The 22,444-nt window shown below is 51.1% G+C and carries 18 protein-coding genes and 4 pseudogenes; 10 read left to right on the forward strand and 12 right to left on the reverse strand.

Annotation, left to right across the window (positions count from 1 at the left end; translation table 11 throughout):
* On the forward strand, positions 1–720 hold a 720-nt coding region (locus tag FHN83_RS27460; RefSeq protein ID WP_001749982.1), incomplete at its 5' end, for a replication initiation protein.
* Positions 721–1,746: 1,026 nt separating this feature from the next.
* Here the strand turns inward: FHN83_RS27460 and FHN83_RS27470 are convergent.
* Positions 1,747–2,316 carry a recombinase family protein gene (locus tag FHN83_RS27470; protein WP_001749988.1) on the reverse strand — a complete coding sequence of 190 codons (570 nt, stop codon included), beginning with the start codon at positions 2,314–2,316 and terminating at the stop codon, positions 1,747–1,749.
* A gap of 392 nt (positions 2,317–2,708) precedes the next feature.
* Positions 2,709–2,930 (reverse strand): annotated as a pseudogene (locus tag FHN83_RS27480) (tyrosine-type recombinase/integrase); the annotation flags it as partial.
* Between the two features lie 65 nt (positions 2,931–2,995).
* Here FHN83_RS27480 and FHN83_RS27485 point away from each other — a divergent pair.
* Positions 2,996–3,700, forward strand: coding sequence for an IS6-like element IS26 family transposase (locus tag FHN83_RS27485; RefSeq protein ID WP_001067855.1), 705 nt, complete (start codon positions 2,996–2,998; stop codon positions 3,698–3,700).
* 53 nt (positions 3,701–3,753) lie between these two features.
* Positions 3,754–3,960: pseudogene (locus tag FHN83_RS27490) on the forward strand (DUF2790 domain-containing protein); the annotation flags it as partial.
* Positions 3,961–4,123: 163 nt separating this feature from the next.
* On the opposite strand, the gene ltrA (FHN83_RS27500) reads toward FHN83_RS27490, so the two are convergent.
* From ltrA (FHN83_RS27500) to FHN83_RS27515, 3 genes are all read right to left on the reverse strand, one after another.
* Positions 4,124–5,545, reverse strand: a complete 1,422-nt coding sequence (ltrA, locus tag FHN83_RS27500) for a group II intron reverse transcriptase/maturase (protein ID WP_047352390.1) — start codon at positions 5,543–5,545, stop codon at positions 4,124–4,126.
* A gap of 517 nt (positions 5,546–6,062) precedes the next feature.
* The gene (ltrA, locus tag FHN83_RS27505) at positions 6,063–7,355 is read right to left on the reverse strand and encodes a group II intron reverse transcriptase/maturase (RefSeq protein ID WP_017341082.1); all 1,293 of its coding nucleotides are present in this window, start codon (positions 7,353–7,355) and stop codon (positions 6,063–6,065) included.
* Between the two features lie 731 nt (positions 7,356–8,086).
* Positions 8,087–9,412, reverse strand: a complete 1,326-nt coding sequence (locus FHN83_RS27515; RefSeq protein ID WP_077750296.1) for an OprD family porin — start codon at positions 9,410–9,412, stop codon at positions 8,087–8,089.
* Positions 9,413–9,436: 24 nt separating this feature from the next.
* Here FHN83_RS27515 and umuC point away from each other — a divergent pair.
* Positions 9,437–10,219: pseudogene (gene umuC, locus FHN83_RS27520) on the forward strand (translesion error-prone DNA polymerase V subunit UmuC); the annotation flags it as partial.
* A gap of 3 nt (positions 10,220–10,222) precedes the next feature.
* On the opposite strand, the gene FHN83_RS27525 reads toward umuC, so the two are convergent.
* Positions 10,223–10,612, reverse strand: a complete 390-nt coding sequence (locus FHN83_RS27525; RefSeq protein WP_111969894.1) for a plasmid partitioning/stability family protein — start codon at positions 10,610–10,612, stop codon at positions 10,223–10,225.
* A gap of 116 nt (positions 10,613–10,728) precedes the next feature.
* Here FHN83_RS27525 and FHN83_RS27530 point away from each other — a divergent pair.
* A protein-coding gene (locus FHN83_RS27530; RefSeq protein ID WP_110129298.1) for an IS3-like element ISEc36 family transposase occupies positions 10,729–11,957 on the forward strand; the annotation gives its coding sequence in 2 pieces (ribosomal slippage) (positions 10,729–11,044 and positions 11,044–11,957; 1,230 coding nt in all).
* Positions 11,958–11,967: 10 nt separating this feature from the next.
* Here the strand turns inward: FHN83_RS27530 and parM are convergent.
* Positions 11,968–12,924, reverse strand: a pseudogene (gene parM / locus FHN83_RS27535) (plasmid segregation protein ParM domain-containing protein); the annotation flags it as partial.
* 229 nt (positions 12,925–13,153) lie between these two features.
* On the opposite strand from parM, the gene FHN83_RS27540 reads away from it, so the two are divergent.
* On the forward strand, positions 13,154–13,789 hold the full coding sequence (locus tag FHN83_RS27540; RefSeq protein ID WP_111969896.1) for an AAA family ATPase: 636 nt from the start codon (positions 13,154–13,156) through the stop codon (positions 13,787–13,789).
* Position 13,790: 1 nt separating this feature from the next.
* Positions 13,791–14,084, forward strand: a complete 294-nt coding sequence (locus tag FHN83_RS27545) for a hypothetical protein (protein WP_111969897.1) — start codon at positions 13,791–13,793, stop codon at positions 14,082–14,084.
* A gap of 154 nt (positions 14,085–14,238) precedes the next feature.
* Here FHN83_RS27545 and FHN83_RS27550 read toward each other — a convergent pair whose 3' ends face one another.
* The 4 genes from FHN83_RS27550 to FHN83_RS27565 all read right to left on the reverse strand — a co-directional run bounded on the left by FHN83_RS27550 (position 14,239) and on the right by FHN83_RS27565 (position 19,646).
* Complete coding sequence (locus FHN83_RS27550; RefSeq protein WP_111969898.1) at positions 14,239–15,018, reverse strand: site-specific integrase; 780 nt, start codon at positions 15,016–15,018, stop codon at positions 14,239–14,241.
* On the reverse strand, positions 15,015–15,836 hold the full coding sequence (locus FHN83_RS27555; RefSeq protein WP_111969899.1) for a hypothetical protein: 822 nt from the start codon (positions 15,834–15,836) through the stop codon (positions 15,015–15,017). The genes FHN83_RS27550 and FHN83_RS27555 overlap by 4 nt, the downstream gene beginning before the upstream one ends.
* Before the next feature lie 958 nt (positions 15,837–16,794).
* A complete protein-coding gene (locus FHN83_RS27560; RefSeq protein ID WP_139565671.1) occupies positions 16,795–18,603 on the reverse strand; it encodes an ATP-binding protein in 1,809 nt (602 codons plus the stop codon).
* Complete coding sequence (locus FHN83_RS27565) at positions 18,600–19,646, reverse strand: SIR2 family protein (protein ID WP_139565672.1); 1,047 nt, start codon at positions 19,644–19,646, stop codon at positions 18,600–18,602. Before FHN83_RS27565 ends, FHN83_RS27560 begins: the two co-directional genes overlap by 4 nt.
* A 355-nt stretch (positions 19,647–20,001) precedes the next feature.
* Between FHN83_RS27565 and vapB the strand changes: the two genes are divergently transcribed.
* The 3 genes from vapB (at position 20,002) to FHN83_RS27580 (ending at position 21,160) form a co-directional block, all read left to right on the forward strand.
* Complete coding sequence (vapB, locus tag FHN83_RS27570) at positions 20,002–20,232, forward strand: type II toxin-antitoxin system VapB family antitoxin (protein WP_039032651.1); 231 nt, start codon at positions 20,002–20,004, stop codon at positions 20,230–20,232.
* Complete coding sequence (locus FHN83_RS27575; protein WP_103793600.1) at positions 20,229–20,645, forward strand: type II toxin-antitoxin system VapC family toxin; 417 nt, start codon at positions 20,229–20,231, stop codon at positions 20,643–20,645. Before vapB ends, FHN83_RS27575 begins: the two co-directional genes overlap by 4 nt.
* A 188-nt stretch (positions 20,646–20,833) precedes the next feature.
* On the forward strand, positions 20,834–21,160 hold the full coding sequence (locus FHN83_RS27580; RefSeq protein WP_103793601.1) for a four-helix bundle copper-binding protein: 327 nt from the start codon (positions 20,834–20,836) through the stop codon (positions 21,158–21,160).
* A gap of 366 nt (positions 21,161–21,526) precedes the next feature.
* On the opposite strand, the gene FHN83_RS28420 is transcribed toward FHN83_RS27580, so the two are convergent.
* Positions 21,527–21,592 (reverse strand): hypothetical protein, encoded by a 66-nt coding sequence (locus FHN83_RS28420; RefSeq protein WP_406807662.1) that lies wholly within the window; start codon positions 21,590–21,592, stop codon positions 21,527–21,529.
* Positions 21,593–22,444: the final 852 nt, after the last annotated feature.

The following is a 22,444-nucleotide window of genomic DNA, read 5'->3' on the forward strand; positions in this document are numbered from 1 at the left end:
ATGGATAAGTTGCTGAACAAAAAGATAAAAGTTAAGCAGTCTAACGAGCTTACCGAAGCTGCTTACTACCTCTCGCTAAAAGCAAAGCGCGTTCTCTGGTTATGTCTTATGCAGACGTATTTCACAGCTTCAGTAAGCGAAGATGATGATGAGATGGCTGTACTCGGTGACTCTACTTTCAAAGTAAAGGTGGCTGACTATGAGCAAATTTTTCAGGTAAGCCGTAACCAGGCTATCAAGGATGTTAAAGAAGGCGTGTTTGAGTTAAGCCGTTCTGCGGTAATCTTTTACCCGAAAGAAGGAAGTTTTGACTGCGTCGCGCGCCCCTGGCTAACAGAGGCTGGCAGCCGATCAGCTCGTGGTATCTGGGAAATCGAATTTAACCATAAACTCCTGCGGTACATTTACGGCCTGACGAACCAGTTCACCACCTACTCGCTCCGCGATTGTGGCAGTCTTCGAAATCCACGGACGATCCGCCTTTATGAAAGTCTTGCTCAATTCAAATCTTCAGGCTTATGGGTTACTACTCATGCTTGGTTAAATGACCGTTTCCTTTTGCCGGAATCCCAACAGAAGAACTTGGCAGAGTTGAAACGATCTTTCCTTGATCCTGCACTCAAGCAGATAAATGAGAAAACACCTTTACTTGCTAAGTATAGTATTGATGATTCAGGAAAATTTCTGTTCTCAATAATTGATAAGCAAAATCCCGTCTGACATAAATCAGCACACATGAGCCTGTCATTTGACAAATTTTTGTCATGAAGATGGGCGAATTTCCACACAGCACCGGCGCCCGGCAAGGTGGGCGGATTCCCACACGGCACCGGCGCCCGGCAAGGTGGGCGGATTCCCACACGGCACCGGCGCCCGGCAAGGTGGGCGGATTCCCACACGGCTCCGGCGCCCGGCAAGGTGGGCGGATTCCCACACGGCACCGGCGCCCGGCAAGGTGGGCGGATTCCCACACGGCTCCGGCGCCCGGAAAGGGTGGGCGGATTTCCACACAGCACCGGCGCCCGGCAAGGTGGGCGGATTCCCACACGGCACCGGCGCCCGGCAAGGTGGGCGGATTCCCACACAGCACCGGCGCCCGGCAAGGTGGGCGGATTCCCACACAGCACCGGCGCCCGGCAAGGTGGGCGGATTCCCACACGGCACCGGCGCCCGGCAAGGTGGGCGGATTTCCACACGGCACCGGCACCCGGCAAGGTGGGCGGATTCCCACACGGCACCGGCGCCCGGCAAGGTGGGCGGATTTCCACACAGCACCGGCGCCCGGCAAGGTGGGTGGATTCCCACACGGCACCGGCGCCCGGTAAGGTGGGCGGATTTCCACACGACAGCGGCGCCCGGCAAGATGGGCGGATTCCCATATCGACATGTATGTAGCTTGTGTTATCCGTGGATTGTGCAGCTCAGCGGGTCGCTGGTCGTATGGCGTAGTGTCCCCCGTAACCGGCCGCGTGCGGCCGCTAACTCGCAGTACGGCGCCGCGACCCGAAGGCGGGCCGCCGTTCCCGCGCGCAGGCGCGCGGCGCCCACTGCGCACCCCCGTGGGGGACATACGGCAGCTGTGTGGCGGTGAGCGGGATTAGGGCTTTGCAGGGAGGGGGCTGGGTCGGGCGATACGTTCAGCATTGCGGTTTCCGGCGATTTGCGGCCGGTGCCCGTTTAACTCCGGCGTGGTCGCCTTCCATGCCCTGACGGCATAAGAAAATAAAACCGCCATGCTGCGGTCATTCATGATTTTGTGGTGTAGCGATAAATAGTCATGCGAGAAACGTTGAAGCGCTTAGCAACTGCACCAACTGTCATTTCAGGATCAGCAAGTAAGATTCTAATTTGTTTAACATCTTCTTCAGAAAGTGACGGTTTTCTCCCTCCCACACGGCCCCTTGCGCGTGCAGCTGCAAGGCCTGAGCGCGTTCTTTCAATATTGCGGTTGCGTTCAAAGCTAGAGAATATCGCCATCAGATGAGTATAGATTTCCCCTATAACTGGCGCATTTGTGTCTATTCTGTCCTTGATGGCTATGAAAGTTATTCCGCGTTTCTTCAGGTCGTCGAGTAAAGTAATGACTTGACCCAATGAACCGCCGAGCCGATCTAGTGCCCAAACTACTAGGGTATCTCCCTCGCGCAATGCTTTCAGGCAGTTCTCCAGTTCCGGCGCACCTTTTTTGTCGCGCTTTGGGCCGCTACGTGAGGTCTGATCCTGATAGATTTGCTCACATCCAGCTTTTGTTAGTTCGTCAACCTGGTGCGCCACATCCTGAAGATGCGTAGATTTACGTGCATAGCCGATTTTCATTCTTTTCTCGCTAATTAGTTATGGGGTTATTGTTATGTTGATACAGTAACGAGTTTTGTTACATGAGGGGAGTCATTTTTCGGGAGAAGTCAGGACTTTTCAAGACTGTCACAAAAACCATCGTTTTTGATACATTAATTTAACCAATAGGTTGCAGATCAAATCGCCTGTAACAGCCTTTCTGGCTGTTTGTCGTTTTCAGAAGACGGCTGCACTGAACGTCAGAAGCCGACTGCACTATAGCAGCGGAGGGGTTGGATCCATCAGGCAACGACGGGCTGCTGCCGGCCATCAGCGGACGCAGGGAGGACTTTCCGCAACCGGCCGTTCGATGCGGCACCGATGGCCTTCGCGCAGGGGTAGTGAATCCGCCAGGATTGACTTGCGCTGCCCTACCTCTCACTAGTGAGGGGCGGCAGCGCATCAAGCGGTGAGCGCACTCCGGCACCGCCAACTTTCAGCACATGCGTGTAAATCATCGTCGTAGAGACGTCGGAATGGCCGAGCAGATCCTGCACGGTTCGAATGTCGTAACCGCTGCGGAGCAAGGCCGTCGCGAACGAGTGGCGGAGGGTGTGCGGTGTGGCGGGCTTCGTGATGCCTGCTTGTTCTACGGGGCACTGTTGCAAATAGTCGGTGGTGATAAACTTATCATCCCCTTTTGCTGATGGAGCTGCACATGAACCCATTCAAAGGCCGGCATTTTCAGCGTGACATCATTCTGTGGGCCGTACGCTGGTACTGCAAATACGGCATCAGTTACCGTGAGCTGCAGGAGATGCTGGCTGAACGCGGAGTGAATGTCGATCACTCCACGATTTACCGCTGGGTTCAGCGTTATGCGCCTGAAATGGAAAAACGGCTGCGCTGGTACTGGCGTAACCCTTCCGATCTTTGCCCGTGGCACATGGATGAAACCTACGTGAAGGTCAATGGCCGCTGGGCGTATCTGTACCGGGCCGTCGACAGCCGGGGCCGCACTGTCGATTTTTATCTCTCCTCCCGTCGTAACAGCAAAGCTGCATACCGGTTTCTGGGTAAAATCCTCAACAACGTGAAGAAGTGGCAGATCCCGCGATTCATCAACACGGATAAAGCGCCCGCCTATGGTCGCGCGCTTGCTCTGCTCAAACGCGAAGGCCGGTGCCCGTCTGACGTTGAACACCGACAGATTAAGTACCGGAACAACGTGATTGAATGCGATCATGGCAAACTGAAACGGATAATCGGCGCCACGCTGGGATTTAAATCCATGAAGACGGCTTACGCCACCATCAAAGGTATTGAGGTGATGCGTGCACTACGCAAAGGCCAGGCCTCAGCATTTTATTATGGTGATCCCCTGGGCGAAATGCGCCTGGTAAGCAGAGTTTTTGAAATGTAAGGCCTTTGAATAAGACAAAAGGCTGCCTCATCGCTAACTTTGCAACAGTGCCGTATGCAATTAGCCAGGGGAAAAGCGCCCCTGTGGCGAAAGAATACGAGTACGGGATGAAGGTGGATGTTGTAAAGGTGATCAGTGTGGTGCGGCCTGCAAAAGTCTGCGCAGTGGTGCCCGCCGCAATGACCTATGAAGATTCAAAAGGGCAGCTAAATACAATTAGGTACACTGTGGCTGGAGAGTGTCGCCAACGAGGTGGCTAGCAGCTATGCTGCTGTCAGAGGGATTCATAACGCTCAATTAACCTCAACAGTTAGAGGGGTCGGGCGTTTTTTATATGCTCGTGTTTTAACCGATCGAGTAGGAGGCGGATTTACATCCGCCGTCCTCTCACACCACCGTACGTACGGATCCGTATACGGCGGTTCAAGCTATGCGGTTAAGCCGGTTTATCGTATCCAGTACCGAGACTAGTCCAAGTTGATCCCATAGTTTCTTCGGCAATGCCTGATTCATATGAGATGCCCCTGAGCTCCACCATGGGCCACGACCATTGAACGCTGATATGCAGGCGCGCGCTTCGCTAAGCCCCAGGCGCATCAAGTTACGCGCCCTCGTTGAGGGCTGCTTCCATTGACGCCAGACGACGCAGCGAAGCTTGCGACGCACCCAGCCGTCAATTTCCTCAAGTGGCCGTTTGCTTTGACTTAGCTTGAAGTAGCCTGCCCAGCCACGCAGCACTGGGTTTATCCGCTCGATGACACTCGCCATCTTGTGGCCCCGCGCTCCGCGCAGCAGCTCTCTGAGCCGGTCGCGCAAGCGACGCAAGCTCATCGTTGCCACTCGTAAGCGTGGCTGTCGATGCCAGCTCATCCCATAGCCCAAGTAATCACACATCCACGACCCGGCTACTCGGCTCTTTTCCCGGTTCAGCGTCAGTTTCAGGCGCTGCCTCAGGAATCGCTCAACGCTGGCCATCACCCGCTCACCTGCGCGACGACTGCGCACATAAATGTTCGCATCGTCGGCATAGCGTACGAAACGATGGCCCCGTCGTTCTAGCTCGTGGTCGAGTTCGTTGAGCAGAATGTTCGACAGCAACGGCGAGAGCGGGCCGCCTTGCGGCGTCCCTTCCTGCCGTCGGCTGACGAGTCCACCTGACATCGTTCCCGCTTCGAGATAGCGACGGATCAGCGTGAGCACACGTTTATCTTCGATTTGACGCTCGATGTAGGCCATCAGCACGTCGTGGTTGACCCGATCAAAGAACTTCTCAAGATCGAGTTCCACGCAGCAGCGATGACCCGCCGCCACGTGGGCACGGGCAGTTTCGATGGCTTGGTGAGCACTTCTACCCGGACGGAAGCCGTAGCTGTAATCCGAGAACAGAGGGTCGAAGATCGGCGTGAGCTGTTGCAGCAGAGCCTGTTGGATCAGGCGATCCACGACGCTGGGGATACCCAGCTGCCTTGTCCCGCCTTTGGGCTTGGGGATTTCGACGGCACGTACACCTTGCGGGTGGTACTCGCCTGCCAACAACCGAGCCTTGAGGGTCGGCCAATACTGTTTCACGTAGCCTGACAAATGCTCGACCGTCATGCCATCGGCACCCGGCGCGCCTTTGTTGCTGACTACGCGTTGGTACGCACGTCTGAGGTTGGCGGGTGCAAGCACCCGCTCCATCAGCGTGTCCGGCTCCGCGTTCGTCCACGTCACAGACGCCGCCGATACCTGTGCGCTGTCAGCCGTCATCCTCGGATACTGTCCGGGACTCGGAGTAACAGTCTTCTCTTGGAGAAATTTCTGCATTTCGGTATTCAACGAGACTTTGACGCCTACTGGCGGCATAACTTGTTCGGCCCTTGGTGACGCGGTTATCCGCCACTTACTACGGCCTCGGCTGACTTCTGCACGTTCATCCCGTCGCCTCTCGACGCTCGGTAGCACTGTGGCAAACGTGCAGATCTCCCAGGGTAATTCGCGCGACCTTCCTGCTTATGCCTGTCGGATCTACGTCGCAGCGTCCCGTGCAAGTATTGGGCTTTAGGGAAACACGCCCCTTTACCCCGCTGCGCCGCCTCTATCCGCTTGCTGTTCGTCAGGCCAGCATTTTGCCTCGGGCTTCCTTCAGATTCGCGGTCACCCGCGACACCCTTGCCTCTGGCTAACACTTCCCCTTGCCGGGTGTGTAGAGGACTTTCACCTCCAAGTCACCAGCGAGGCCACCACAGCCAAGCTGGTTGCGCTTGCGCGCAACGCGCCATGCCTGGCGCACGCATCGGCATAGGGGACGGCCTTCATAGGCCGCTCCCCTGCCACACCACCCGGCATGCGGGTCCGCACCGGGCGGTTCGAGAGATTGAGGTTATGAGAGGCGCGCCAATCCCAGCCTGTCGAACCACGCAATATTCAGCACACGATTCAACTCAAAACGGCTATTACGCCACCAGCGATGAGAGTTACTGGCCACCCTCTGCGCCACCTGCTGGCTCGCCCCCAGTGTCCGCAGCTCTCGATAGATCGTAGGGCCACGCTTCCACTGCCTGAGCTGGATCGCTCTCAGTCGATGTCGTATCCATTCGTCCAGCTTGCGCCAGACTGCCGGTGTTTGCGACAACGTGAAGTAGGCTTTCCAGCCCAAAAGATAAGGCCGAAGATTATCTGCGACCTGTTGCAAGCTACGCCCGCAGGAGCGCCGGGTAAGCCAGCGGATACGCTGCTTGAACTGTTTCTGCGCCTTATAAGAGACCGCGCGCTTGACTTCACTTCGGGCTGACCACAACTCATAGCCCAGAAACTTGCGACCAAACGCGCTCGTCACTGCACTCTTGCTCTCGTTGACGCTCAAGTGCAGCTTTTCGTACAGCCGCCTCAGCAGGGCCATTACCCGCTGCCCCGCCTTCTGACTGCGCACATACACGTTCGCATCGTCGGCATAGCGCACGAAACAATGGCCTCGGCGTTCAAGCTCCCGATCCACTTCGTCCAGCAGCACGTTCGCCAACAACGGCGACAGTGGGCCGCCTTGCGGCGCCCCGCAGCGGCTTTTCTCGACCACGCCATTGATCAGCGTTCCCGCATCCAGATAGGCGCGAATCAGCCGGATAACCGCCTGATCCGTAATCCGTTTGCGCAAACGATCCATCAAGATGTCGTGATCGACCCGGTCGAAGAACTTCTCCAGATCAACATCCACCACCACTTTACGTCCTGAAGAGGCATAGCGCTGAGCCGCTAAAACGGCGTCCTGCGCACAGCGTCCCGGACGGAAGCCGTAGCTGTGTTCACTGAAGGTCGGATCGAGTAATGGCTGCAAGGCTTGCAGCAACGCTTGTTGGATCAAACGGTCGGTGACCGTTGGGATACCCAACTCGCGTTGACCGCCGTCAGGTTTGGGAATGACCACACGCCGTACCGGACTGGGCCGGTAGACTCCTGAAAGAAGCTGTTCACGAATCCCCGCCCATTGGGTCAGCAGGTACTCGGCCGTCTGATCAATATCCAGACCGTCGACTCCCGCTGCACCTTTGTTGGCCTTGACCCGTTTCCACGCCCGTTTCAGGTTTTCTCTCGCAAAGGCCCGTTCCAGCAGCCCTTGTCCTGCGTTATCGGGTTCATTTTGCGGGCGATTGACCTCGTCGCTGACAGGATTTCTCACGGTTTCACCGCTCGTTATCTCCGTCCGCCCCGCGTTTGGCAGGCATCTGACTTCCGGTCTTTCGCATCAACATGGCCTATGACGCTTTCTCTCGTTCGGCCCTTCGTCAAAAAAAAAGACTACTACGGCCTCTGCTGACTTCTCGCTCCGACTCGCGCCGTCGCCCTTTCAGGCACAAGGCGAGATCTCCCCAGGTAAGAACGCAATCCTTCACCGCACAACCGCCGGATTTACGCTGCCTGACCCTTGACCACAAGAGCTTCGCGGTTTTATGCCCGCTCGCCCTGGTCGGCTTCGCCTTGTATCCGGTTCTTGTACATCGGCTCGCGGTTTCGATTCACGCTTCCTCCCCACACTCGGTCGCCCTCATGCAGTTGCGCTTCACTTCGTTCGCTGTGGTCAGCTTACGGCGGGACTTTCACCCACAAGATTGCGCCCATGCTGGGCGCACATAAAAAAGACGTCCCGAGGGACGTCTTAAAAATTCACCTTTTTCCAAAGGAGCTTCTAAAGGTGAGCTTGGAGCTTTAACTGAATAGCAATGAGTTTCAGATTTTCACAGACTAGCTACTTGTCTGTAGGACTCCAACCAGATGCGCTAGCTAGGTTCCTATTAACTCCCACTTACTATAGGTGATTCAAGTTAACATGGGAATGACTGAAAAATTACATTTTTGAAATCTTTCGACTGAAAACGGGATGTTCGTCCAGTGAATCATCCCATTCAGGTATTACAGAATCGCTAGTGGATACTCAATGATCACACGAACTTCATCCAGATCCGATTCAAATTCAGTTGAGCGAAAGTTCATTTGTCGCAAGCGGAAGGACATATCTTTCAAGGAGCCTGCCTGAACGACGTATTTTACTTCGATGTCGCGCTCCCAACGTTTCTGATCGGTCAACGGGTTTCCATCCGCATCGCGCCGCATGTATGTGGCGTTGGCGTTGGAGTAGTCGGCGTCGGTGCCACGACCATAACGTGTCATAAACGACAAGCCAGGTACACCATACGAGCTCATGTCGAGGTCGTAACGCACCATCCATGAACGTTCTTTTGGCGAGTTGAAGTCGCTGTACTGGATTGAGTTGTCGAGAAAGATGGAATCCGACTGACGCAGATAGTCGAAGTCGTCGTTACCATTATTTCGCTGGTGAGAAAGTGCAAGTGAGTGTGCGCCATACTTCACGCCAACCTTAGCGCTCCAAATATTGTTGTCGAACTCGCCCAGCAGTTTTTTCCCTTCATCCACGGCCTTGTAGTAATTCACACCGCCGAATACAGAAAGCTCATCAGACAAGGAGTAGTTCAACCCGGTACCAGCATAGTATTGATTCCAGGCGTCTTTGAGACGACTGGAGTAAAGACTAACGATAATATTCTTATTCACATTGTAGTCGCCACCAAAATAGCCGACCCAAGGTGAGTTAACAGGGCCTGCATAGAAGGTTGCGAAGTTGTCGCGCATATTGCTGGAGACTGGTTGACTCATAGCATGCAGGCGGCCACCCTGAACTGTCAGCCCTTCGATGCTGGTATTGGTAGCGGTCACACCCCGGAAACTTTCCGGTAAAAGCCTTGAGTCGCCAGACGCCACGACAGGGTTGGCGGGAAATACATCACCTACTTTCACCACAGTGTCAAAAGCGCGAACTTTTGCCGCGCCACCGACTTTCGTGTATTCATCTCGAGCTTCGCCGTCGCCATTGACAGGTAGTACATCGAATGAACTACGACCGCCGTTACGACCGTCACCCGTATCAAGCTTCAAACCGATCATCGCGAAAGCGTCGACGCCCACGCCTACAGTGCCTTGGGTAAACCCGGATTCGAACTTACTGATAATCGCATGCGACCAAGCTTCGGAGTAGCCATTGCCCGTGGGGCTTGATTGACCGTTGCGATGATCACGATTGAAGTAGAAATTTCGATTGAGCACGGTAAGGCTGCTGTCTTCGATAAATCCCCCAGTCTTTTCCTCCGCAAATACCATAGACGGCCCAGAACTGACAACCAACGCCAAAGCGGCCATCGAAAATTTTGTATTGTTATCCATTAATCACTCCTTAGGTTCGGCAGGATTACCCTCCATCCCAACAATCCCCGTAGAATAGCAAAGTTACTAGCATTACAGCCAGTAGAGGAAGTCTGGGGTGTTGGCAGTCGCATAGCAAAAAAGCTGAGCACAATGGGGATCACTACAGCCCTGCAACTGGCGCAAGCAAACCCATCCTTCATCCGCCGAAATTTCAATGTCGTGCTTGAACGAACAGTTAGGGAACTTAACGGTGAATCCTGTATTGCTCTGGAAGATGCACCTGCAGCAAAGCAACAGATCGTATGCAGTCGCTCATTTGGTGAACGTGTCACAACCTATGCTGATATGCGGCAGGCTGTTTGCCAGCATGCTGAGCGTGCAGCTGAAAAATTGAGGGGAGAACGTCAGTTCTGCCGGCAGATAGCACTATTTATCAAGACATCCCCATTTTCGGCAGCGCCCTATTACGGGAATGTGGCCTGCGAAAAGTTATACACACCAACACGCGATACACGAGACATTATTGCTGCAGCTACGAATGCACTTGATCGGATCTGGGTCGATGGGCATCGATATGCGAAAGCAGGAGTAATGCTGAATGATTTCACTCCTACAGGCGTGTCACAGTTAAATCTTTTCGACGACGTTCAGCCACGGAAGCATAGTGAGGAACTGATGAAAGTCCTGGATGGCATAAACCATTCAGGACTCGGAAAGATATGGTTTGCGGGGCGCGGAATTGCACCAGAATGGCAAATGAAAAGAGAGATGCTTTCTCCGGCATACACAACGAGATGGTCCGATATTCCCAGCGCCTCAATTTGAGTATTAAATGAAGTTTTTCATTTTTTTTCTGGCCTCATCCATACGTCTTTGCTCATCATCATCTGGCAATTCATGCTGAACAGCAGGGCCAGACAGCCCTGCCCCCAATTCAGCAAGGACAACCCGGATGTCTGCCTGTGATGGCTTCCACCCTGTAGTCTGGCTGAGCAAACTGACCAGTTGATCTGCTGAAAAATCCTGATTTAGCAATACGGCAATCAAGCCAGGAAGCCGCGAGTCGAGCTGATGAAGAGCTAACCCAGAGATTAGGGACTTCCTGAACAAATCCCCCCTCTCGTTTCGGGGAACAGACTCAATGATATCCAATGACACACGGTCTGCCTCCTGATCCGGGTGAAGATAGATAGTTAACTTCTTCCGCTCGTCAGTCACAACATCACTCCCCTTTAAATGCGGCTAGACTGGCCCCCTGAATCTCCAGACAGTTGGTATCACTTAAGTTAGTGATAGTCTTAATACTAGTTTTTAGACTAGTCGTTGGAGTCCGAATGATTGATGTTTTAGGTCCAGAGAAGCGCAGACGGCGAAGTGTTCAGGAAAAAATCGCCATTGTTCAGCAGAGTTTTGAGCCCGGAATGACCGTGTCGCTGGTCGCCCGTCAGCATGGCGTTGCTGCCAGTCAGCTGTTCCTGTGGCGTAAGCAGTATCAGGAAGGCAGCCTTACAGCCGTTGCCGCAGGAGAACAGGTTGTGCCCGCGTCGGAGCTGGCATCTGCGATGAAGCAAATTAAAGAGCTGCAGCGCCTGTTGGGCAAGAAAACCATGGAAAACGAGCTGCTAAAAGAAGCCGTTGAATATGGCCGACAAAAAAAGTGGATAGCGCACGTGCCCTTGTTGCCGGAGGATGGCGAATAAGCCTTGTCAGTCGTTGCCTCCGGGTCTCACGTGCGCAACTGCATGCCATGGCCCGTCGGTCGAAGGACTGGCAGGATCGTCGGTGCAAGCGCAAGCCTGATGATACTGACGCGCTGGCCCGTATCCATACCGTTATCGGCGATCTGCCCACCTATGGTTATCGTCGGGTATGGGCACTGCTGCGCAGACAATCAGAAACTGACGACATGGCGGTGATCAATGCCAAACGCGTATACCGCATCATGCGTCAGAATGCGCTGCTGCTTGAGCGTAAACCGGAAATACCGCCATCGAAGCGGGCGCATACAGGGAAAGTGGCCGTTGGAGAAAGTAACCAGCGGTGGTGCTCTGACGGCTTCGAGTTCAGCTGTGATAACGGTGAAAAACTGCGGGTCACGTTCGCTCTGGACTGTTGCGATCGCGAGGCACTTTACTGGGCGGCCAGTAACGGTGGATATGACAGTGAAACCGTGCAGGACGTCATGCTGGGTGCCGTGGAGCGTCGCTTCGGTAACAGCCTGCCGACATCCCCAGTTGAGTGGCTGACAGACAACGGTTCAGCCTACCGTTCTTATCAGACGCGTCAGTTCGCCAGAATGGTAGGACTGGAGCCTAAACATACGGCGGTACGTAGCCCGGAAAGCAACGGGATGGCAGAGAGCTTCGTGAAAACGATGAAGCGCGATTACATCAGCATCATGCCGAAACCCGACGGGTTAACAGCGGTAAAGAACCTTGCGGAGGCCTTCGAACATTACAACGAATGGCATCCGCATAGTGCACTGGGGTATCGTTCGCCACGGGAATATCTGCGGCGACGAACCAGTCATGGGTTAAGTGATAAAAAGTGTATGGAAATATAGGGGCCAATCCAGCGGCAATAGCTTCCACAAGTGAAGTCTGTGGAGAATCCATCATAACGACTTTAGAACCCAGATGCTGCCATGCCGCTTTAACTGCATCTTCAATCAGTGGGGCTCCCCCACCAACAATGTAAACACGATTCACATGACGGAAATCGGCAAGGTCATCGACTACACGGGCACCCAAGCTGGCGATCGCGCTTTCTATGGTATCCAGCACAAGCGCTGTTTTGCTTTCATCATTCACAACCTGGCGAACAAAGTCAGCGTCTTTACGCTGCTTAATTAGCTCATCAGCGATTAAAGAACTGGTATCACTGGATGCCATCTTTAATGCTGTGCGGGCAGCGTTCGTCACCATTGATACACCGATCTCAGAATTACCATGAATTGCGCTAACCGAGTCGAACTGGCCAACAATGATCCCAACATCGAGGGTAGTACCACCAAGGTCAATAACTAGAGACTTCTCGTACTGCCCAACGTTGTCCTTCACCAGTCGAGCAAATACCGCAGGCAAGGATTCTGGCATCACATCTACATGCTCGATGGTAAATACCTCACCTTTATTCAGTTTTACCGGACGCATCAGGTTGTCGATCTTCCGTTGAATATTCAGCTCATTCTTCTGGCACTCTTTGGTGTAGAACTCACTGATCGGTAAGGTCACTGTCAATGATACTGGTTGAGGTTTCAGACCACTGTTCAGAAGAGCATGGTGAACTGCCAGAGCGTTCACATCTGTATACTGATACTCAATATGAGTAGTTATGATGGATTCATTACTGACTTCGTCATAGGTATATTTCTTACCTTCGAGTTCATAGTTGAAGGTCTGTCGAACCCCCATTCCCTCCACCTTCCAACCCTGACGGAAAGAGTTAGATGACAATGACTTATGAAGTTTTTTATTGTCTAGCCACGCAAGTTTAACGGTTGTAGAACCATCATCACAATACACTTTCATCTTGAACCCCTTGATACTCAAATTGAGTAAACCGATTAAACATGAGCGCCTAAGCACTCAAATTGAGTATTAAATCATAAGTATGAATTAATAAAACACAAGTAATATTTATGATGTCATATGAATTACTTCATACTTCATACTTCACAAATTTGATTTGTTCAGTTGACTCTGTGGGGGCTTATGAGAGAATACTTCATACTTCACACATCACATTTATGAGGCTGAAATGATTACTGTCGTAGGCGGAAACAAAGGTGGGTCCGGTAAGACAACCACAGCTGTAAATCTGGCGGTGGCTCTAGCACTTAGGGGGGAAGATGTTTGCCTCTTGAATGCAGATTTACAGCGATCTGCCGCCAAATGGCATGCTGAGCGTGAGGCATCCGAGATGAATCCAACGCTAACTTTAATTGAAAAGTTCGATAATCTTACGTCGACATTACGGGCTCTTGACGAAAAGTACACGCACGTCATCGTCGATGTAGCTGGACGCAATTCACGTGAATTTATCACCAGTGGGGTTGCAGCTCACCAAATTATCGCGCCATTGCAGTGCTCACAACCAGACCTTGATACCCTGGTTGAGTTACAGCAGCAAATTGAAGCCATGAGAGACCTTAATCCAGATTTAAAAGTTTTCTGCCTGCAAAGCATGGCAACAACAAATCCAGTCCTTCGAGGGAACGAGAGAAAAGAGTTCCTAGAGTATTTAGAAGAATTCCCAACTATAAAAACTATGGAGACTGTTATCTGCTTTAGAAAAGTATACAGGGACTGTATGAGTAATGGCTCCGGTGTTCTGGAAACAGATAATAAGGCCGCGATAGCAGAGATCGAGCAACTTGTGACAGAGGCATTCTAAAATGGTAAAAAAACCCAGCCTGCAAGCCTCTTCCAATCGACCAAACATTACGGACGAACAATCAGAAGCCCTTGCACAACGTCTGGCAGATAAGCCTTATGGGGCGACCGAGAGACTGGAGCCAGAAAAAAATGAACAAGAAGTACAGTGTCGTACAACAATTTCACTTGGCGAAGCCATGCTAAGGAAAACAGAAGACCGGGCATTACGTAACAAACGAAGTGGTAAAGACCCTAAAAACGTCAGCGCCATTGTCAGAGAAGCACTAGACCTCTATTTCGAAAAAAACCCATAGTTAATACTTCATAAGTGTGATTTATGATAGTACCGGGCCGGGATTAAATGTAATCCCGGTTAAATCCAATCCCGCATCACCCCAAAAATCTTACAAATCACAACCCCTGTGGCTTTGTTCCCGTCTGACGGGAGTCTCACCAAACTGTGAAAAATTACCTGCGTTCTTTCAGCATCGCCACTGCATCCATCTCGGGCATCTGAAATTGCACCCTGTGCCGTGCAGCGACATCGAGAGCAAACACCTTCGTATACACTTCTGTCGAGCTGACCGATTTGTGCCCCATCAGGCTCTGCAGCACCTTCAGCGGAATTCCCGCGTACAGCATGTGCATCGCATAGCTGTGGCGGAAGGTATGTGGTGTCACCGGTACGGAGAACATTACGCCGTCGGCCGCAGCCGCTTCCACGGCTTCACTCAGCCAGGTACGGACCGTGCGATCGGTGATTTCCCAGATACGCGCCTTCTCTGTCTTGCCGGTTCGCTTATTGCGGCGCTCCAGCGGGATCTTCAGGGTGGCCACCATCGTCTCCAGCTGGCTGACATAGTTCGCATCGGAAAGCGGAACGATACGATGACTCTGGCTACCGGCCGGAGCGCGGCCGGCCGTTCTGGTGGCTTTTTCGGTCCGCTGTTTGAGCGTGGCCAGTTGCACGAACGGGTAGGGCGGTGCCAGCGAAAAATCCCCCCGTGTCAGCGCCAGCGCCTCATTAATACGCGCCCCGGTATTCCACAGGGTTGCCAGCAGCATCTTGCGGTGCAGATCGGGCACGTAGTGGAGCAGGGCGCTCACTTCCGGGGCCAGCAGGTATTTCGGCAGTTCGTCCTGGACCAGAGCCATCTGACGTAGGGCCAGAGCGGCTGGATAGTCGATAGACACAGGTAACTGAGCACCTGCTGCCGAATGCCCTCCCAGGGTAACGAGTCCGGTCATGAGGATGACTCTCCCTTCGGAGATATGCGCAGTGCTGACGCGATGATTTCCCGGTTTTCTTCATTACGCCAGTTACCAAACAAGTCAATTTCCTGCCGCATCGACAGATCTGCAGCATCAATTAGTTCTGACACTTTCTGCAGGGCGTTCTGCAGCTGCTGTGCTGAGATCACTCGAGGCTCATCGTGTTCATCCACACCGTTACGGTGTACCAGGTCGTTTCGCCAGTCTGCGATGATACCCAGCGGCTGAACCGGCCAGACGGGCGGAATGTGCAGCACGGCGCCGAAATAGCGCTCAATGGTTTTCACGTTATGAAAGGTCATCCGGGAAACAAAATTCTGAGCCGCAGGCCGGAAAAGTGAAAGATCCATTTCACGTGCCGCATGTTTTACCGGATTTTTGATTTTATCGGACTTCATATAAAACTCATCCCTGAAGCGTGTAAGCGGCCAGTCATGCTCCAGCAGGGCCCTGGCACAGTACATCAGGTACGCCTCCATGACCGTCACTGCATGGACGAAAGACATCCTGTACACCAGTTCAGGCTGCTCCTTATCGAGCAAGGTATATAGTTTCTTCAGTTCCTGCTTTGCGTGCAGATAACGCTGATGAACATTGTTCAGGGAAGCCACAAACAGACCGTGTTCATGATCCCACTGAGCCTGATCGGCAATCGCCTCCTGCTCCCAGTAGTAAAGGTTCGCGGCCTGCTCCCATTCTTCAGAGTTCGGGACAACATCCGGGTAATTATCCGCAAGCCATTCATCAAATCGTTCAGATTCAATATCCATCATCTGCTCTTTCATGCTTCCCATAAGGCCAGTCCCCTTCTGTGTTGTTCTTTAAGTTAGAAATCCCGCCAGCCATTATTTTTTCCTTAATACCAGTTACAGTCCGAGGAAAATGAGACCACTATAAATACTGTTGTGATCAAGATAAGTATCAGAAGGTGGGCAAAGATAAATTTCATCGGACTGTTCATGGAATGCGGTTCTTCCTGTTTGAGACAGGTCAACAAGAAACCAGCATTCATAGCCAGGCAACCATTCTGCGATAACCAATCCTGTTCCGGTAACGATGACCGGCTGGCCTTCGTAACTCGACCCTCGCAAATTTGTCTGATACTTCGAGGGCCAGGTTCTGTAATCCAGCCACAAATGCTTATGCTCGAATGTTCCAGTAAGCGCCATCCATATAGTTTCAACCCCCTGATACATAGTGCCTCGCTAATAGTCACTCAGAGTAATGATGACGCGCAGCACAATCGGCTGAGCACCACCCACATCTGTCACGCTAATGATTTTCACTGCCGTCATCATTTCTGTTCTGATAATAAGCAGCCATATAACCACGGGATTAAATTACCGGAAGCCCGGTTCGCGGTGATCCGATTTTTTCCATATTTACAGGTTTCCGGAAGTGTACCACGCACGAGGAATAAGCAAAGCGGCAATATCGGCCGCTGGGCAGCAGGTCACGATCAGGGGGCGGAATACAACATATAGCGTCATCAGCAGCTGATAAGGACACTACATGTTGTGTGGCGGGGCCGGTGAGCAGCCGGTGACGATCAGCAGATCCGGAACCTGGGGTTTTCGGATCTCTGGAAAAGAAAGGAGTGGGAGATAAAACCTGTTCACTATTAAAGATATAAAAGCAATGTTTAAAACAATAAAAAGCACTTTCTGTTCTTACTACTAGCACTAGCGCGCCCTGTGGAATCTCTGACACGCAGACATGCTGCCGTTCTTTTCTGAGAAGCGGCAGCCGTGACTAGAGCATTAAGTCCTCAAAATTCAGCGTACGGCTGTGAGGCTTTCTGCGGAAAGACAACTCGTTTATACGGAGCTTAAGTGGCATCGGGCAGATCACGCCACTGAATATGCAGGTGCCAGTTGCAAGCGTTGGAATAGATTCTTCAGTCATGCGATCTATATAGGAAACTGATTTCTCAATGGCATATAGATCGTTCTGGTTTATCAGCCGGTGAATGAAATAGTTATGTGCCTGAGAAATAATAGTCGGGGAGATGTCATTTGGCCGCTGGCTAGATATCGTCACAAAGACGCCAAATTTCCTGCCCTCCTTAATTATCTCTTCAAAAGTTTCGAGCCGATAATCCTTCCAGCTTTCTGACTCCCTGAATGAGGTGTTCGAGAGGATATTGTGTGCTTCGTCTATGATGAGATTAAGAGTGGACAACGCCTTATCCATTTTTTTTGCTGCATAAGCCCATTTGGCTATCAAAAGTGGAAGCGTTTTTTTCATGGTCAGATTAACCATATTGAGGTTTAAAACAACAAAGTTCGTTTCTGCCCAGATGGTTCCACCGGCCGCAGTATTGAAAATTTTGCGGATATCCTTTTTCAGTCCGCTCATCCTGTTGATGACAGGAGAAAGATGTTCAGGGTTTGAACGACTTGAAAGATATTCAATAATTAGCTGAACATACATATAATCCAGCAACTCCTCCATTATATCGCCGGGGAATTCATAATTCTGAGCCTTACAGTACATATTACACTGATGAGTGTTTTCTTCATTAGAAAAGTAAACACCTGTCTTTGTTCGCCATACTCCGCCGTTGTTGTAAAAAAATTCAATATCCGCTACCAGGTCTTCGTCCTTCAGAACGGGCCGGAATAAATCAATCAGGTCGTCGCTTTTTTTCTTTTCGCAACCAAACAGAGTTTCGGTGACCCGCCTCTTCAGAATTTCACGAAAGTAGGACTGTGGATTCTGCTTTGACTCCACTCGCTTTTTGAGTTCAAGCACTCGCTTCAGAAAAGGTTTCTGAGTTTTGTCGGTAGCATCCGTCAGAACAGAGAGGATTTCATGCTCAAGCAGTATCTCTGCAGGCATCGGAATGCGGTCACCTTCTTCATCATGCGTACTAAGATTGTAGACCACCTTGTCGCGCGTGATGCAGCCTCTCCCACCGTATTCACCATTGAAATCAAATAAAAGAAACCGTGACTGACTCCTGAATCCTTCGCCAAGTAGGGTTTTAAGGGCCGCATAGCCATGCTGGTAAAGCGCAGCCAGTGTATTGGACTTACCGCTGCCGGTATTACCGAATATGGCGATGTGCGAATTAAGAAGGCCGCTTATCGGAAGAGTGATATCAATATCCTCGAGATCGGTGCGCGAAAAGTTCAGCCCTCCCTCGCCCGCTGGCGCGATCGAGTGGATAAGATGAAGTTGTTCCTCAGTCATCAGAAAAACTTCATTGCCGATTAGAGGCAACTCGCGTGTTCCGCCGGTAAAGCGTCCGTTCCGGTCAATGTAGCCTGCCAGTGAGGCCGTAAGGTAGCGCCGGAAGCGAAGCGAATCGCTTCCGCTACCAACAGGCGATTTTTCCTCAACAATTTTCTCGGTTTCTACCTTCGCAATTAGGCTCGTGAAGCCTTTCTTGACTTCAATGAAACTGCCCACCGAAACATTTTTAAGCACCTTACCGTGATAGAAAAGGTCACTCAGATTTTTGTTTTTATCAACAAGCACGCTGAGCGTTCTACCCGACACTTCACGGACCTCACCGATCCTTAATATTGCTTCTTCGTTAACAAAAGCTGAGGTCATTTCATACCTCCCAGAAAGCTGATTATAATTTCATTCATCTTTTTAAAGTCCAACGGCGCACCAGGCGTAGAAACTACGTCAACGTTGGAATAATCACGAAATTTATCAAGAAATAGCTCTTTCGCCGCCTCGTTGTAGGCGAATATCACAATTTTGAGCGTGGCGTTTCGCAGCGCTTTTTTGGTAAGGGTTTCAATATGCTCGTCCGCAAAAGAAAATCCGAAAACCATAAGCAGAGAGCCTTCTTTATCCAGCTCATTTGAGTAAGTCCGTAGCAAATCGTAATATACGTTTTCCAGTAAGGTCTCACGAAATTTATCCTTCCGCGGCAGAACCAATTGATGGGACATAACCCAGTCCTGCCTATCTTTTGGTGTACGGAACGTAACTGGCTTCATATCCTGAATGGCATAGTAAATTTCTTTATCATAGCTATGCCATGAAAGGGAACCATGCAGCTTGATGAGATTCACCGTAGGTAGTTCTACGCTGTAATTATAAAGGTTCCCTGTTGCGTGTATGGTCTGATAAAAGCATTTAGCGTCGAATACTATACGGTTGTAAATATCGGCGCGCTGACGGAATCCATCATTTAGAATAACGTTGTTATTTTTAACCGCCGCATCCTCAATGAATAAATCGTAGTTAGTCGTAAAGAGATTGACGCGCCGCGGTAGCAATCCAGTTCGCCGCCTTGTCAGAAGCATTTCTAATGCACGCATGAATTTTGCGTAATTGTCCTGTGTCGATCTGACATCATCCATTAACGCAGGGAGAATTACCTCTTCGGGCCTGCTTCGCTTCAGGAGGACGTTGTTTGCCTTCCATACACTGTCCAGAAAAGACTCAGATTTACTGAAGTATTCATCATCTTTTCCGGCGCGGACCAGACTCTCAAGGTCGCTTTCAATATCGCCCAGTACGCTGATTGCGGGCAGTGAAGCTCCTGAGCCAATGATGAAATTGATGTTTGCTGACTGAAATATGCGTTCAAAATATTCACGATCTCTGTCCTGACCGTAGTAAGCCCGATAAGTAGCCACGCTGTGCTTTTCCTCAAGTATCGTAGATAAGATTTATCTTACATGCTTCAACAAGCGATGCACCCTGTTCAAACTGCATTCTTTGACCCATATAACAACGGAGCTAAATGAATCAGTCGGGTAGTTGGATCACTTCCGGCTTTACCTTTTTTCGGATCTGCGCAAAAAAGAGAATACTCCGTATAGGCTGACCATATCCATATGCCATACATCTGCATATCTAGACTCTATACATATGCCTCACATCTGCATATACTATACCTATGCAATGGTGGGTGGTGTTTTTTTATTCGCCTGTGCTTTTCACAGGCCATGCCCAGAGTATCGGGCGCATGCATTATGGGGTGTAACGTAAATGAGAACCGTATCCATTTTTAAAAATGGCAACAACCGCGCCATCCGCCTCCCCCGCGATCTCGATTTTGAGGGGGTGAGCGAGCTGGAGATCGTCCGGGAAGGGGACAGCATTATTTTGCGTCCCGTCCGGCCGACCTGGGGCTCGTTCGCGCAGCTCGAGAAGGCAGACCCGGACTTTATGGCGGAGCGCGAGGACGTTGTCACCGACGAAGGACGATTTGATCTGTGAATAAAACCTATATGCTGGACACCTGTATCTGCTCATTCATCATGCGCGAGCAGCCGGAAGCCGTCCTGAAGCGTCTGGAGCAGGCGGTGCTGCGCAACCAGCGTATCGTGATCTCGGCCATCACCTATTCCGAGATGCGCTTCGGCGCCACCGGCCCGAAAGCCTCCCCGCGCCACATCCAGCTGGTTGACGCATTCTGCGCCCGCCTCGATGCCATCCTGCCCTGGGACAGCGCTGCGGTGGACGCCACCACGGACATTAAGGTCGCGCTGCGCCTCGCCGGGACGCCAATCGGCCCTAACGACACGGCAATTGCCGGGCATGCGATTGCTGCTGGTGCCGTCCTCGTGACGAATAATGTGAGAGAGTTTGAACGCGTGCCGGGCCTGGTGCTGGAAGACTGGGTTAACTGACGGCAGACAGAACGGAGAAAGGGGGATGTCCGCTTTGTGCCAGAAGCGGGCATTGGTGCTTAAGTAACCCTAAATTTGCATTTAAAATCATATGAGTGAAACCTTGAAAAGGTTATTAACTAATTCCATTATTGTATAATCAGTTATCTCTTCTATGCTTAATACGTAACCTTAGCTGAGGAGATATTATGTTAGACGAATATAAAAAATGCATCGAATCCTGTTATCTATGCGCAACTGCATGTGATAACTGTGCGGCTTCGTGTCTCGAAGAAGAGAATCTTGAGATGATGCGCGAGTGCATAAAACTGGATATGCAATGTGCAAATATCTGCCGTCTTGCAGCTCAATTCATGACACTAAATAGCGATTCAGCCCAAGCGCTCTGCCGTCTTTGCGCTGACGTTTGTCAGAAGTGCGGCGATGAGTGTGGAAAGCATGAACATGACCATTGCCAGGAGTGCTCCAGAGCTTGTCATCACTGCGCAGAGCAATGCAGAAAGATGGCCGCCTGAGAATAAATTCAAATTACTAAACCCGCTTCGGCGGGTTTTTTACTCCCGGTGATAAGCCGTAGGTGAGTGAGAAAGGTGAGTTTAAGGGGGCGGGCGGGAAATGGATCTACCCGAAAGTGCTGGCCTTAATGACAAATTTTGGCACAGATTATTTGAATGGCTCAATGTCCGCTTCCCGCTCATAGTGGACATTAGAGGCCACAAGGGGAGACATTAAATCTCCCCCCGCCATGGCGTTCAAATTTATGCCGCTTCTTATACCGGACACTCATCACTGTCAGTTAAGTTGAAGAAAAATGCCACCCGTCCCACCACTTCGGCTTCTTCCTCAGACTTACCCCTCGATCTCCGCAGCATCACTGGATATCAGCGTACGATCAGCAGAGCAGAAAATCTCATCGTATAACGAGGCGACAACATATCCCGCTTCATCTGTCACTGCTGCTGTAGCCCCTGTCCTGGCCCCATTTGCGCCTGCGCCGTTGAGCCAGGCAACGACCTGAAAAATTGCCTTCTTAAAGTAATTGTTTATGCTGTCGATAGGTTATATACCTGCGTCCTGAGCGCGGGATTGATAACAAAACTAAGGGAATTATGCCCGCTCCCGTGCGGGCTTTTTTCTCTCCAGTTCGATCGTAAATGCGCCAACGGGTAATTACTGCTGAATAGGCCATGGCTTCCGGCTGGCGCTGGTTCCGGATGTTTTCTGCGGGCATTTCCACGCGGACAGATATGTACAATTTTGTCCGACAATATGGATCTATTGAAAAATATCAAACCTGACGCTAAAAGTGTCGAGAATATTTATGATCGTTATATTCTGAACGTTAGTATGTGATACAGGCATGGTCACCTCTTATGTAATTCAACTTGTGAAAAATGAAAACAACAGCTAGCCTGAAATAGTATGAAAGCATCTGGATTTCCCTTGTTTACAGCCGCTCCCCAGCGGCTTTTTTTTGGCCAAAATAAGAAAAATCCGTTTTATATCTTTGGAAACTGATTGCTTACACATGAAAACATTGTGCTTTGCGCTTCGTTAACTACTTTTAGTCTTTGATTTTTGTTACAGGCCCTCCCATAAAACAGCAGGTTACTGGCGTAAGTGTGGTCGATTATATAAATCAAGCGAAACGTAAAATCACCCCCCGTAATATCAGGAAACCCTCACGCATGATAAAAAACAGGTTTGACAGGACCTGCACATCGACTAAATTTATTTATCGAACGACGAGAGATATGAAATACTTACGTATCTTACTGACATAACCAATATATGAGAGA

Source organism: Leclercia adecarboxylata (genome assembly GCF_006171285.1).
GTDB lineage: Bacteria > Pseudomonadota > Gammaproteobacteria > Enterobacterales > Enterobacteriaceae > Enterobacter > Enterobacter barmai.

Coding starts and splice junctions, on each gene's coding strand:
- FHN83_RS27545 (WP_111969897.1), top strand. CDS start 13,791: ATGGTAAAAAAACCCAGCCTGCAAGCCTCTTCCAATCGACCAAACATT.
- FHN83_RS27560 (WP_139565671.1), bottom strand. CDS start 18,603: ATGACCTCAGCTTTTGTTAACGAAGAAGCAATATTAAGGATCGGTGAG.
- vapB (WP_039032651.1), top strand. CDS start 20,002: ATGAGAACCGTATCCATTTTTAAAAATGGCAACAACCGCGCCATCCGC.
- FHN83_RS27515 (WP_077750296.1), bottom strand. CDS start 9,412: ATGGATAACAATACAAAATTTTCGATGGCCGCTTTGGCGTTGGTTGTC.
- FHN83_RS27555 (WP_111969899.1), bottom strand. CDS start 15,836: ATGGGAAGCATGAAAGAGCAGATGATGGATATTGAATCTGAACGATTT.
- FHN83_RS27470 (WP_001749988.1), bottom strand. CDS start 2,316: ATGAAAATCGGCTATGCACGTAAATCTACGCATCTTCAGGATGTGGCG.
- FHN83_RS27540 (WP_111969896.1), top strand. CDS start 13,154: ATGATTACTGTCGTAGGCGGAAACAAAGGTGGGTCCGGTAAGACAACC.
- FHN83_RS27550 (WP_111969898.1), bottom strand. CDS start 15,018: ATGACCGGACTCGTTACCCTGGGAGGGCATTCGGCAGCAGGTGCTCAG.
- FHN83_RS27485 (WP_001067855.1), top strand. CDS start 2,996: ATGAACCCATTCAAAGGCCGGCATTTTCAGCGTGACATCATTCTGTGG.
- FHN83_RS27580 (WP_103793601.1), top strand. CDS start 20,834: ATGTTAGACGAATATAAAAAATGCATCGAATCCTGTTATCTATGCGCA.
- ltrA (WP_047352390.1), bottom strand. CDS start 5,545: ATGCCGCCAGTAGGCGTCAAAGTCTCGTTGAATACCGAAATGCAGAAA.